The 13,619-nt window shown below is 37.9% G+C and carries 12 protein-coding genes; all 12 read left to right on the top strand.

From position 1 onward, the window contains the following. The first annotated feature begins 7 nt into the window (after positions 1 to 7). Positions 8 to 1,366 carry a PFL family protein gene (locus OTJ99_RS03285; protein WP_045165248.1) on the top strand — a complete coding sequence of 453 codons (1,359 nt, stop codon included), beginning with the start codon at positions 8 to 10 and terminating at the stop codon, positions 1,364 to 1,366. Between the two features lie 29 nt (positions 1,367 to 1,395). Continuing rightward, on the top strand, positions 1,396 to 2,232 hold the full coding sequence (gene dapF, locus OTJ99_RS03290; RefSeq protein ID WP_045165247.1) for a diaminopimelate epimerase: 837 nt from the start codon (positions 1,396 to 1,398) through the stop codon (positions 2,230 to 2,232). An 84-nt stretch (positions 2,233 to 2,316) separates the two neighbouring features. Further along, entirely contained in the window at positions 2,317 to 2,481 is a 165-nt protein-coding gene (locus OTJ99_RS03295) for a hypothetical protein (RefSeq protein WP_235374647.1), read from the top strand. 24 nt (positions 2,482 to 2,505) lie between these two features. Further along, positions 2,506 to 2,742, top strand: coding sequence for a preprotein translocase subunit SecG (gene secG, locus OTJ99_RS03300; RefSeq protein WP_045165245.1), 237 nt, complete (start codon positions 2,506 to 2,508; stop codon positions 2,740 to 2,742). Between the two features lie 96 nt (positions 2,743 to 2,838). Further along, on the top strand, positions 2,839 to 3,396 hold the full coding sequence (locus OTJ99_RS03305; protein ID WP_045165244.1) for an HDIG domain-containing metalloprotein: 558 nt from the start codon (positions 2,839 to 2,841) through the stop codon (positions 3,394 to 3,396). 37 nt (positions 3,397 to 3,433) lie between these two features. Continuing rightward, positions 3,434 to 5,566 carry a ribonuclease R gene (gene rnr / locus OTJ99_RS03310; protein ID WP_045165574.1) on the top strand — a complete coding sequence of 711 codons (2,133 nt, stop codon included), beginning with the start codon at positions 3,434 to 3,436 and terminating at the stop codon, positions 5,564 to 5,566. A gap of 44 nt (positions 5,567 to 5,610) precedes the next feature. Continuing rightward, positions 5,611 to 7,218: a DNA polymerase III subunit gamma/tau gene (dnaX, locus tag OTJ99_RS03315; RefSeq protein ID WP_045165243.1), complete on the top strand. Its 1,608-nt coding sequence runs from the start codon at positions 5,611 to 5,613 to the stop codon at positions 7,216 to 7,218. 16 nt (positions 7,219 to 7,234) lie between these two features. Further along, complete coding sequence (locus OTJ99_RS03320; RefSeq protein ID WP_045165242.1) at positions 7,235 to 8,317, top strand: DUF362 domain-containing protein; 1,083 nt, start codon at positions 7,235 to 7,237, stop codon at positions 8,315 to 8,317. A 268-nt stretch (positions 8,318 to 8,585) separates the two neighbouring features. Next, positions 8,586 to 9,131 carry a ribosome hibernation-promoting factor, HPF/YfiA family gene (hpf, locus tag OTJ99_RS03325; protein ID WP_045165241.1) on the top strand — a complete coding sequence of 182 codons (546 nt, stop codon included), beginning with the start codon at positions 8,586 to 8,588 and terminating at the stop codon, positions 9,129 to 9,131. 161 nt (positions 9,132 to 9,292) lie between these two features. After that, the gene (secA, locus tag OTJ99_RS03330) at positions 9,293 to 11,839 is read left to right on the top strand and encodes a preprotein translocase subunit SecA (RefSeq protein WP_045165240.1); all 2,547 of its coding nucleotides are present in this window, start codon (positions 9,293 to 9,295) and stop codon (positions 11,837 to 11,839) included. A 46-nt stretch (positions 11,840 to 11,885) separates the two neighbouring features. Further along, positions 11,886 to 13,005 (top strand): peptide chain release factor 2 gene (gene prfB, locus OTJ99_RS03335; protein ID WP_108720934.1). Its coding sequence is split into 2 segments (ribosomal slippage): positions 11,886 to 11,960 and positions 11,962 to 13,005, totalling 1,119 coding nucleotides; the frame shifts between segments, so codons are not numbered across the junction. After that, the gene (locus tag OTJ99_RS03340; protein ID WP_045165238.1) at positions 13,002 to 13,448 is read left to right on the top strand and encodes a chemotaxis protein CheW; all 447 of its coding nucleotides are present in this window, start codon (positions 13,002 to 13,004) and stop codon (positions 13,446 to 13,448) included. Before prfB ends, OTJ99_RS03340 begins: the two co-directional genes overlap by 4 nt. Positions 13,449 to 13,619: the final 171 nt, after the last annotated feature.

Below are 13,619 nucleotides of genomic sequence, written 5' to 3' on the forward strand. Positions count from 1 at the left end.
AAAAAAGGTGTTTACATCGCAGGAGATAATTGAGACAATAAATATGGTAAAGCAAAACAACCTTGACATAAGAACAATCACAGTTGGTATTAGCCTTTTTGACTGTGTATCAGAAAATCCTCAAGTTTTCATTGATAGGATGAAAAAGAAGATTGTAGAGTATGCTGGTAGCTTAAAAGAAGTTGCAAATGAGATTGAGGACATGTTTGGACTTCCAATTGTAAACAGAAGAGTTGCGCTCACACCAATTTCACTTTTGACATACGGGTTTGAGTGTAATGACCTAATAAAAGTAGCGATTGCAATAGATGATATTGCAAAGGAGATAGGCGTTGACCTGATTGGTGGATATTCTGCTTTAGTTCATAAGTCATATGACGAAAAGACGAAAAGGTTTATTTCTTCAATTCCTGAGGCATTAGCAGAAACTGAGAGGCTTTGTTCCTCGGTTGATGTAGGAACAACTAAATCTGGTATCAACCTTGATGTTATAGGTCATTTAGGTTATGTAATAAAAGAAATTGCTTACAAGACAAAAGACAAAGATAGCTTTGGATGTGCAAGGTTTGTTGTGTTTGCGAACGCAACAGATGACAACCCTTTTATGGCAGGAGCTTTTCATGGAGTAGGTGAGGGCGATAGTGCAATAAATGTTGGAATTTCAGGTCCCGGCGTTATAAAAAGAGCGGTAGAAGAAAAACAAGATGCTTCAATAGAGGAGATTTATGAAACAATCAAAAGAATGGCTTTTAAGATTACGAGGGCAGGCCAGCTTGTTTTAAAATATGCGTCAGAAAGGCTAAATATCCCAATGGGCATTGTTGATTTGTCTTTAGCCCCAACTCCAAAGGTTGGAGATAGCATTGCAGAGATACTTGAAGAAATAGGTGTCGAAAAAGTTGGCGGATATGGTACCACATTTGCCTTGGCAATTTTGAACGATGCGGTCAAAAAAGGAGGTGCCATGGCAGCAAGTTTCACAGGAGGGCTCTCAGGTGCTTTCATCCCTGTTTCTGAGGACTCTGGAATGGTAAAGGGAGTTGAAGAAGGGGCACTCTCTTTAGAAAAACTTGAGGCGATGACGAGTGTGTGTTCTGTCGGGCTTGACATGATTGTTGTGCCGGGCGACACAGAGCCGGAGGTCATCTCAGGTCTTATTGCTGATGAGATAGCAATTGGTGTATATAACAACAAGACAACAGCTGTAAGAATTATTCCTGCGTATGGCAAGAAAGAAGGCGATGAGGTCAATTTTGGCGGGCTATTGGGAAGAGCTAAGGTTATGAAGATAAATAAGTTTTCACCACATAAGCTCATTCACAGAGGTGGAAGGGTACCACCACCGATCATTTCTCTGAGAAATTAAAATTTAAGTAATCAGGAGGTTGCAAAATAATGCTTTTTTCAAAGATGCACGGGCTTGGAAATGACTTTATTGTGATAGATGCAAGAGGCAAAGAGGATATAGATTACAACTCTCTTGCAAAGAGGATGTGCCACAGACACATTGGAGTTGGTGCAGACGGGATATTGCTTGTTTTAGATTCTGATATTGCTGACATCAGAATGAGGATTATCAACTCTGATGGATCTGAGGCTGAGATGTGTGGAAATGGTATCAGATGTTTTTCAAAATATGTATTTGAAAGAGGAATTGTCAAAAAAGACAAGTTCAAGGTTGAAACATTAGCAGGGATAATAGAGCCAGAGCTCATTTTAAATGAGTATGGACTTGTTGAAAAAGTAAAGGTCAACATGGGGAAGCCAAGCTTTAAAAGAAAGGATATTCCGATGATTGGTGAGCCTGATGATACAGCAATAAATACCTCTATTTTTGTTGATGGTAAAGAGTATCAAATTACATCACTTTTGATGGGTGTTCCGCACACAATCTTATTTGTTGACGATGTTGAAAAGGTCGACATTTACAATTTAGGTCCAAAGATTGAAAAGCATGAGGCATTTCCAAGAAAGACAAATGTCAACTTTGTTCAGGTGATTGACAAGAATAATATAAAGGTGAGAACTTGGGAAAGAGGAGCAGGTGCAACATTTGCATGTGGCACAGGTTCTTGTGCATCTGTGATAGCCTCAAATTTAAATGGCTTTACAGAAAGAAAAGCAAATGTTCACCTTTATTTTGGAACTCTTGAGATAGAATGGCAAGATAGCGATGTTGTTTTTATGACAGGCCCTGCTGAGGAGGTATTTGTTGGGGAATATTTCGAATAAGGTTCAAATTTGATTGAAATTTTGCTGCCTTGTGATATAATTTTAGTATGGTTTTTATGGGCTTTTTGCAAGGAGGCAAAGACGATGAAAATTTTTTACGTCAAGATTGAGTACAAAGATGGTAAGAAAGTTGAAGATGTGTTTTTAACAAACGCCAAGGCAAAAGAGATGTGCGACCTTTTGCTTGGTGAAGACAAAGAAGGGAATATCAAGCTTGTTGAAACAAAGTGCAGAGAGGTTGATTTTTAAAACTGGGGAGGTTTTATAAGTAAAATGGCAAAGATTATACTGACAGTGTTAGAAATTCTTTTGGCGATAGCCTTAATAGTAGTTGTGCTTTTGCAATCAGGCAAGAGCGCAGGGCTTTCTGGGTCAATTGCAGGTGGTGCTGAGACGTTTTTTGGAAAGTACAAGGGAAGAACTCTTGATGCTATGCTTGGAAGATACACATGGATAATTGCAGCAGCTTTCTTTGTTGTGTCAGTGATATTGTTTTTTGTAATAGAGTAAACCTGAGGTTGCTTGTCGACCTTGGGTTTTTATTTTAACCATCTTGCGCGGTATATTTCAGCAAAACCACAACACAAAAGGAGGAAGTTTTAAGTTATGCAAATCACAAGAGAAATAGCCCTTGAAGAGGTCAAGAAGAGAATCAAAACTCCAAACCTACTTAAACACTGTTTGGCATGTGAGGCGATTATGAGAGAGCTTGCATGCTATTTTGAAGAGGATATGGATAAATGGGGAATATGCGGACTTGTCCATGACATAGATTATGAGGAAACAAAAAGTGACCCAAACTCACATAGTATGGTTGGTGCAAAAATCTTAGAAGATTTGGGATTTGATAAAGACATTGTGTATGCAGTAAAAGTTCACAATGACGCACATGGTCTTCCACGCTTAAGTCTTCTTGACAAAGCGCTTTACTGTGTTGACCCCACATCAGGGTTTATAGTTGCAGGTGCGCTGATTCTGCCGTCTAAAAAGCTTTCTGATGTAACTGTACCATTTTTGATGAACAGATTTAACGAAAAAAGCTTTGCAAAAGGAGCAAACAGAGAGCAGATAAAGGCATGTTCTGAGCTTGGGCTTGAGCTTGAGGAGTTTTTAAGAATATCTTTAGAGGCTATGCAGAAAATAAGTGTAGAGCTTGGACTTTAAAGAAAAAACTTTTAAAAAAGAGGATGTGAGATGCCCCGTGAGAAAGGCAAAGTTTGAAGAAAAGAAACAAGAAGTGTGGAGCTTAATCCAAGAAGAAAGCTATCATCCCATGACTTTTTCTGAGATTTTAGGTATCTTGGGCTGGAGTGGAAAAGATGAGCTTTTGCTCAAACGAATACTTGATGAACTTGAGCAGGAAGGCAAAATTGTTAGGACAAAGCGTGGAAGATACGGTCTTGCCGAGGAGATGAACCTTTTTGTTGGCACATTAGAAGTAAATCCCCGTGGATTTGGATTTTTGATTCCTGACAATCCCAATGTTCCTGATATTTTTATCTCAGCAGAAAATATGAACGGAGCTATGCATGGGGATAGAGTGCTTGTCAAGGCACTTTCTTTGCCTGTTGAAGGGAAAAAGGTTGAAGGGTATGTTGAGAGGATTTTAAAAAGAGGAATTACAAGAGTTGTTGGAAGATATGAAGACAGCAGAAACTTTGGATTTGTAATTCCAGATGACCAGCGAATAACCTATGACATATATATTCCAAAGAGCGGGAAAAACAAAGCAAAGACAGGGCAAAAGGTTGTTGTTGAGATTACAAGGTATCCTGAAAAGAGAAGGAACCCTGAAGGAAGAATTGTTGAGATTTTGGGATATGAAAATGCAAAAGGAGTAGATATATTATCAATCATTAAAAAGTACGAATTAGATGAAGAATTTCCAAAAGAGGTCTTAAAAGAGGTTGAGAATATCCCTGATGTGGTTTTAGAAGAGGAAATTGAAGGAAGAGTTGATTTAAGAGACTGGACAATCTTTACAATTGACGGTGAGGATGCAAAGGACTTTGACGATGCAGTATCTATCAAAAAGCTTCCAAACGGCAACTATCTACTGGGCGTTCACATTGCAGATGTCAGCCATTATGTAAAGCCAAATACACACCTTGACAAAGAGGCTTTCAGGCGAGGAACAAGCGTCTATCTTGTTGACAGAGTAATCCCAATGCTTCCTTTCAAGCTGTCAAACGGAATTTGTTCTCTCAACCCAAATGTTGATAGACTCACCTTTTCTGTGCTAATGGAAATAGACAAAAACGGCAATGTGATAAAGCATGATATATTTGAAAGCGTTATAAGAAGCAAGGAGAGGATGACATACACAAATGTAACAAAGATACTTAAAGAAGAGGACAAAGACCTTCTCAAAAGATATGAACACATAAGAGAAGATTTGGAGCTGATGAAAGAACTTGCACTAATTTTGCGCGAAAAGCGTATGAAACGTGGGGCTTTGGACTTTGACTTTGACGAGACAAAGGTGATCATTGATAAAAACGGCAAACCAATTGATGTCAGAAGGTATGAGCTCACAATCTCAAACAAGATAATAGAGGAGTTCATGCTTGTCTGCAATGAGACAGTTGCAAATCACTTCTTTTGGCTAAATGTTCCGTTTTTGTACAGAGTTCATGAAGAACCTGATCCAGAAAAGATATACCAGTTTGCGGAGTTTATATACAATATGGGCTATGTTCTGAAAGGAATTTCCAACAAGATTTACCCCAAGGCACTGCAAGCAATTTTAGAACAAAGCAGGGGCACACCAGAAGAGAGGGTAATTCACACGCTTTGTCTTCGCTCACTTAAAAAAGCAAGGTATTGTGAAGAAAATCTTGGACACTTTGGTCTTTCGACAGATTACTATTGTCATTTCACATCACCCATTAGAAGATATCCTGACCTTGTAATTCACAGAATTATGAAAGATGTTCTAAAAGGTAAGATGACAGAAAAGAAAGCAGAAAGACTTCGCCGCAAGATGCCTGAAATAGCAAAATGGACATCGCAGCGAGAACAGATAGCTGAAGAGGCTGAAAGAGAAACAGTTGAACTCAAGAAAGTAGAGTTTATGACAGACAAAATCGGTCAGGTTTTTGAAGGTATTATTTCAAACGTCACGCCTTTTGGCTTTTTTGTGGAGCTTGAGAACACTATTGAAGGGCTTGTAAGAGTGAGTTCCTTAGAAGATGATTATTATGTATTTAACGAAAAGACATATCAACTAATTGGAGAGAAGTCAAAAAAGGTGTATAAGATAGGAGACAAGGTGAAGGTAAAACTTATTGATGCAAATGTAGCTTTAAGGCAGATAGAGTTTACAATCGTGTGATTAGAAAAATTTTTAAAAATCCTTTAAGACAAGGGTGAAGGCTTATGCATATAGCACTTTATAGAAAGTACAGACCTAAAGTATTTGAGGATGTTGTTGCACAGGAGCACATCACAAAGACATTAAAAAATCAAATAAAACAAGACAAGGTAGCTCATGCGTATATCTTTACTGGACCGCGTGGCACCGGTAAAACAACTACTGCCAAGATAATGGCAAGAGCAGTAAACTGTCTTAATCCCAAAGACGGAAATCCTTGCAACGAATGTGAAGTGTGCCAGAGCATCTTAAAAGAAAAGACTCTTGATGTTTTAGAGATAGACGCAGCATCCAATACAAGCGTGAATGATGTAAGGCAAATAAGAGATGAGGTCAGATACCCACCTTCAATGTGCAAAAAAAGAGTGTATATAATAGATGAGGTTCACATGCTCTCCACAGGTGCTTTCAATGCGCTTTTAAAAACCCTTGAAGAGCCTCCTGCCCATGCTCTTTTTATTCTGGCAACAACAGATATACAAAAGGTTCCTGCTACAATTTTATCTCGGTGCCAGAGATTTGATTTCAAAAGAATCTCTGTAAAGGATATATATGAGAGGCTCAAAAAAGTTGTTGAGCTTGAAAAAATCTCGATTGACGACCAAGCACTGTATCTTATTTCTCAAAAGGCAGAGGGGGCATTAAGAGACGCCCTTACAATTTTAGAGAGATGTGTGAACACCTCTGATGAGCATATATCATACAAATTTGTTGCAAACTTGTTGGGCGTTACTTCAACAGAAATTGTGAAAGAGTATTTGAGTGCAATTGTTGAGAATGATTCTAACAAGGGCTTAAAAGTGATAAATAGACTTTGGGATGAGGGAATGGATGTCAATACATTTTTAGAAGAGAGCATAAAGATGTTGAGAAATGCTTTGATTTTGCGTTTAGGTGCCCAGAACATTTTACTTGACATGATGGATGAAGACAAGAGCTTTGTAACAAATATTTCTAACCTCCTTGATTCAAATAGAATCGTGTCTGTTATAAAGATGTTAATTGACACTGCAAATCAGATAAGATGGACAAGGTTTCCAAAAGTCTTGCTTGAAATAAACACAATAAAACTTTGTGATGTGCAGATGGACACATCATTTGAAGGAATAAATGAAAGAGTAAAAAAACTTGAAGCAAGACTTTCACAGATTTTAGAAAATCCGAATGCTTTGGCATCTTTAAAACCTGACAAAAGCTCTTTATCATCCAAAGTTTCAAGTGAAAATGTAACACTTTCGAGCTCTAAAGAAGAGAAGATAGTATCTCAACAGCCAGATGTTTCTGAGATTTTGGAGAGATGGGCAGAGATAAAAGAAGCGATAAAAGAGGAAAAACCGGGGCTTTCGCAGGTTCTGCAAAATGCAAGCATTAAGTTTGAAGGAGGCCTCAAAATCTGCTTTAAAGAGGAAGATAGTGTCTTTGCAGAGCTTTTAAAAAGAAACCTTGATTATTTCAAGTCTGTACTGAAAAAAGTAGTAGGGTACGATGGTGAGGTTGATGTAGAAGTAAATAGCAATGTTTCTCAAACCAAACAAGAAGTTCAATCTGATGAGGAAATTATAAGCAAACTCAAAAGCATTTTTCCTGATACAGAGATTACCATAAAAGAGTGAGGGAGAGAGAAATAGATTGAATAACAACATTTACATCATTTACGGCAAGGATGCAAAGTCAATGACAAAAGAACTACTAAAATATGCCGATGTGAAAAAGTACATTCCTAAAAATGCTAAAATTGCAATAAAACCAAACTTGGTAGTTGCAAAGCCATATACTTCTGGTGCTACAACAAATCCACAGATAGTTGAAGGGATAATTGAATACTTAAAGGAAAATGGCTATGGCGATATTACGATTTTAGAAGGTGCATGGCTTGGGGCATCTACAAAGAGGGCATTTGAAGTGTGTGGATATACTGAGATTTCAAAAAAATACAATGTTAAGCTAATAGATACAAAAGATGATAAAGCCAGAAAAGTAAATGTGGATGGGTATGAGCTATGTATTTGCGAAAGTGTATTTGAATATGACTACTTAATAAATGTTCCTCTTTTAAAAGGTCATTGCCAGACAAAGCTTACATGTGCCCTTAAAAACTTAAAAGGATTAATCCCTGATAGTGAAAAGAGAAGATTTCACACTCTTGGGCTTCACAAACCAATTGCCTATTTGAACAAAGCAATACAAACTCATCTTATAGTGGTGGATAGCCTCATGCCAGACCCTGACTTTGAAGAGGGTGGGAATCCTGTTGAAAAGGATTTTATTGCACTTGGTTTTGACCCAGTTTTGATTGATGCCTTTGCTGCAGAAAATTTGGGATATAGTCCTTATGATATAGAATACATAAGGCTTGCTGAAAAATTAGGGATTGGGAAGGCAACAGGTTATAATCTTGTAGAAATAAATCCTGAAAAAAAGCCGGGCTTGGCTACAAAAAAATCATCTATTGTCAGCAAGTATGCAAAGTATATCGAAGATATGGATGCATGTTCTGTTTGCTATGCAAACTTGATAAGTGCTCTTATGAGATTAGATGAAGAAGGGTATCTGAGAAAGATTGACAAAAAACTTTGCATAGGTCAAGGTTTTAAGGGGAAAAAGGCTGATGGAATTGGAATAGGAAGCTGCACTAAAAATTTTGATATTTCAATCTATGGCTGTCCACCAAAGTCAAATGAGATTGTTCAGTTTATAAAAAGCAAGGTTTAGTGAAATAAAGAGGAAGCGCATGCCAAAGACAGCGGCATGCGCTTTTGTGTTCTTAAAATACTTTTTCAACAGCCTGCGTTCTTTGAAAAATGAGCTATCCACAGAGTTATTGACATTATCCACAGTAATAAATTTTAACAGAAAGGATATGTTCTATTGTGGATTGTGTATATTTTTGTGGATAAAATTTTTGTGTAAAAAGTTCTGATTAGGTGGTATATATATAATATCAAACAAAACCTTCTACATAGAAAGGATGATGAGTATGATGAACTTTATAATCAGTGGCAAAAATATAGAGGTAACGGATGCACTAAAAGAGAGGATTGAAAAGAAACTTTCAAAACTTGAAAGGTATGTTAAAATGAACTGTGATGTATATGTGACATTAAGCGCTGAGAAGATTAGACGCATTGTTGAAGTAACAATACCATTTTACGGGATGATTTTAAGAGCTGAAGAAGAGAGCAATGACATGTACAGTGCAATAGATTTGGTTGTTGACACTTTGGAAAGGCAGATAAGAAAGTTCAAGACAAAGATTGCAAAAAGGGCAAAGGATGCAGAGTCTTTAAGATATATGACATTTGAAGAAGAAGCTCAGCAAGAGACAAATCAAGAGGAAAATGGTGAGTTTAAGATTGCAAAGACAAAGAGGTTTCCAATAAAACCTATGAGCGTTGATGAGGCAATTCTGCAGATGAACCTTTTGGGACACAGCTTTTTTGTCTTCCTAAATCAGGACACTGATAAAGTCAATGTGGTATACAAGCGAAATGACGGCGCATATGGTCTGATTGAACCAGAATATTAAAAATTGAGTGACAAAAGAAAAAATTCTATGAGACATCACTGCCCCCGCTCAAGACAAGTCGCGATTTGTCTTGAGCGGATTTTTGTTTGAAGATTAGTTCAATTAGTGATAAAATTATAACTTGAACATCTAAAAATTCAAAAAATCGAGGGAGAAAAAGGATGTTAAAAATTATCGAAAAACTAATTGGCAGCTACAGCGAAAGAGAGATAAAAAAGATCCTTCCGATTGTTGACAAAATTGAGTCGCTCGCACCAGAGTATGAAAGATTAACAGATGCAGAGCTGAGGCAAAAAACAGATATATTCAAACAAAGACTAAAAAATGGCGAAACCTTAGATGATATATTACCAGAGGCTTTTGCAGCTGTAAGAGAAGCAGCATGGCGAACCTTGAAGATGCGACATTTCAGGGTCCAGCTTATTGGCGGCATAGTTCTGCATCAGGGAAGAATTGCCGAGATGAAGACAGGTGAAGGAAAGACTTTGGTTGCAACCCTTCCAGCATACCTCAATGCTTTGGAGGGGAAGGGTGTTCATATAGTAACTGTTAATGACTACTTGGCAAAAAGAGACGCAGAATGGATGGGGCCTGTTTACAGGTTCCTTGGCCTTTCTGTTGGTGTGATAGTGCATGGCTTGACAAGCGAAGAGAGAAGAAAGGCTTATAACTGTGATGTTACCTATGGTACAAACAATGAGTTTGGTTTTGATTATCTGCGAGACAACATGGCCATTTACAAAGAAGAACTTGTTCAAAGAGAGCTCAACTATGCAATCATAGATGAAGTTGACTCAATCTTGATAGACGAAGCAAGGACGCCTCTTATCATATCAGGGCCAGCTGAAAAGTCAACAGACCTTTACAAAAGGGCAGATAATTTTGTAAGAAAGCTAAAACCTCTTTATTACAACAGTGACGATGACAAACAGATGCCAGACACAACTGGCTATGACTATATAGTAAATGAAAAAAGACACACAGTTGCTCTGACAGAAGAGGGAATTAGAAAGGCAGAAAAGTATTTTGGTGTTACAAATCTTGCCGACCCGGAAAATGCTACTTTGCACCATCATATAATCCAGGCACTAAAAGCTCATGCACTCATGAAACGTGACAGAGACTATGTTGTGAAAGACGGCCAGGTTATAATTGTAGACGAGTTCACAGGAAGGCTTATGTACGGTCGAAGATTTTCTGATGGGTTGCATCAGGCAATTGAGGCAAAAGAAGGTGTGAGGATAGAAAGAGAGAGCAAGACCCTGGCAACCATTACATTCCAGAATTATTTTAGACTATACAAAAAACTTGCTGGCATGACTGGTACTGCAAAGACGGAAGAGCAAGAGTTTAGAGAAATCTATAAACTTGATGTAATTGAGATACCAACTCACAAGCCAATGATAAGAATTGACCATCCGGACAAGGTTTACAAGACAGAAAAGGCAAAGTTCGAGGCAATTGTTGAGGAGATTGTTGAGACTCACAAGAAAGGTCAACCTGTTTTAGTAGGTACAGTGTCAATAGAAAAATCTGAGATGTTAAGCGAAATGCTAAAAAAGCGTGGAATTAAGCATGAGGTGTTAAATGCAAAGCACCATGAAAAAGAGGCGATGATAATTGCCAAAGCTGGTCAAAAGGGTGCTGTGACAATTGCAACAAACATGGCTGGGCGTGGTACTGACATTGTTTTGGGCGAAGGTGTTGCTGAGCTTGGTGGCTTAAAAGTGATTGGTACAGAGCGGCACGAAAGTAGGCGAATAGACAATCAGCTGCGCGGAAGAGCCGGCCGTCAGGGTGACCCTGGCGAATCACGGTTTTACGTCTCATTAGAAGATGACTTGATGAGACTTTTTGGTTCTGAGAGAATCAAGAGACTTGTTGAATCATTAGGACTTCCTGACGATCAACCAATTGAACACAAGCTATTATCAGATGCAATTGAAAAGGCACAAAAGAGAGTAGAGGCCCGAAACTTTGAGATAAGAAAGCATCTTTTGCAATTTGACGATGTTTTGAACAAGCAAAGGGAAATAATATATTCACAAAGAAGAAAAGTCTTAGAGGGTGAGAACTTAAGAGATTCTATCTTGAATATGATAGATGAACTTGTTGACTACAAGATAAAGGTCTACACAGGCGAAAGTCCACATCCTGATGATTGGGACATAAAAGGGCTTTTGCAGGACCTAAAATTTATATTCTTAGATGGTGAGCTTTCTGAACAAGATGCAAGGAATATGACAAAAGATGAGCTAAGAGAAAAGCTGATTTCCACTGCAAAAGAGAAATATTTGAAAAAAGAGCAAGAAGTTGGCGAACTTATGCGCGAGCTTGAAAGAGTTGTACTTTTGAAAGTTGTTGATATGCATTGGATGGATCACATTGACGCAGTCGACCAGTTAAGAGAAGGTATATCGCTTCGCGCAATTGGTCAAAAGGACCCAATAGTTGAGTTCAGATTTGAGGCTTTTGAGATGTTTGACCAGATGATAAAGAGAATCCAAGAGGATACCATAAAAATTATTCTCCATGCGAATGTTGAAAATATGCCACAAAGAGAAAGAGTTGTAAAGGAGATGTATGAAAACTCTCCATCAGATGCACCTGTGAGAAAACCTGTTGTCAAAACTCAAAAAGTTGGTAGAAACGATCCATGCCCTTGTGGCAGTGGCAAAAAGTACAAAAAGTGTTGCGGGGCTGTGTGAAAAACAAGTATATAAATAAAAATTGTGGAAAGGAGTGGTTTTTAGTATGCTTATGCTTGAAGAGATTTTGCAAAGGTTAGAAAAGGCAGAAGAAGATTTAAAGGAAATGAGGGTTTCTCTTTGACATAGATAGGTTAGAAGCAGAGCTAGCAAATCTTGAAAACAAGACATCAGATCCAAATTTTTGGACAGATTTGGAGAATTCCCAAAAGGTTTTACAGCAAATTAAAAGAATAAAAGACAAGATTGAAAGGTATCAAAAACTTTATTCTCAATGGGAAGATTTGAAAGTTTTGACGGAACTAAGCATTGAAGAGGGCAACATTGAAATGTCTCAGGAGCTTGAAAAAGAATTGGTCGATTTAGAAAAAAAGATAGAGGAATTCAAACTTGAGATACTTTTAAACGGTCCGTATGATAAGAATAACGCAATTTTATCGATTCACGCAGGTGCTGGTGGCACAGAAGCACAAGATTGGGCAGAGATGTTACTTCGTATGTACACACGCTGGGCAGCTAAAAAAGGCTACAAGGTCGAGACATTGGACATCTTACCGGGTGAAGAAGCAGGGATTAAAAATGTTACAATCAGGGTTGTTGGTGAGAATGCTTATGGGTATTTAAAAGCAGAAAAAGGTGTTCACAGACTTGTAAGAATCTCACCATTTGATGCGGCAGGAAGACGTCACACATCCTTTGCAGCTGTTGAGGTTTTGCCTGAAGTAGAAGACGATGCAGATATTGAAATAAAAGAAGAAGATTTGGAGATTGACACATTCAGAGCATCTGGGCCAGGTGGTCAGCATGTAAACAAAACAGAGTCAGCTGTGAGGATTAAGCATATACCAACTGGAATAGTTGTGACATGTCAAAATGAACGCTCTCAACACAAGAATAGAGAGATTGCTCTCAAAATTTTGAAAGCAAAGCTTTTAGAGCTCAAAGAAAAAGAGCGAAGAGAAAAACTACAAAAACTCAAGGGTGAGCAGACAGAGATTGGATGGGGCAACCAAATTCGATCATATGTATTTTGCCCATACACCTTGGTAAAAGACCACAGGACAGATGCAGAGGTTGGCAATGTTGAAGCAGTAATGGACGGTGAGATAGATGTTTTTATAAACGCTTACCTCAAAAAATTCAGGAATGAGGAGGAAGTAGCGTGAAGCAATATGTTATTTTCAATGTTGGAGATTGCAGCTTTGGGGTTGACATACTTGAGATTGTTGAAATTATAAAGCCCACAAAGATTGTAAAACTTCCAAGTGCACCACAATATGTAGAAGGTATTATTGATGTGAGAGGTACATCTGTTCCTGTTTACAATCTTGCAAAGCGACTTGAGATTGACTCAAAAGCAGAGACGCAAAAAATTATTATTGTACAGCTTTCTAAATTCCAGCTTGGATTTTTGGTTGACGATGTCTCAGAAATACTAAAGATTGAAGAGGACAAGATTGAAAAAGCAAACGAGAGCATAAAAGGTATCAAGCGCAAATTTATTGATTCTATTGCAAGAGTTGGCGATGACATGATTATAATACTTGACCTGAAGAATGTGCTTACAATGGATGAGGAAGAAGAAATTGAGAAGCATATTAAGAATTAATAACTAAGTTAAAATGGGTATATAGAGTAAGGAACAACATCCTTACTCTAATTTTTTTTTGGAAGTTAATAGGTGGTGGGCTGTATGAGAATATTGATTGTTGATGATTCTCCCCTCATTTACAAACAGATCAACGATATTATAAAATCAATGGAAATGAACTGGGAAATT

The sequence above is a fragment of the Caldicellulosiruptor naganoensis genome, from assembly GCF_026914285.1.
Lineage (GTDB): Bacteria > Bacillota > Thermoanaerobacteria > Caldicellulosiruptorales > Caldicellulosiruptoraceae > Caldicellulosiruptor > Caldicellulosiruptor naganoensis.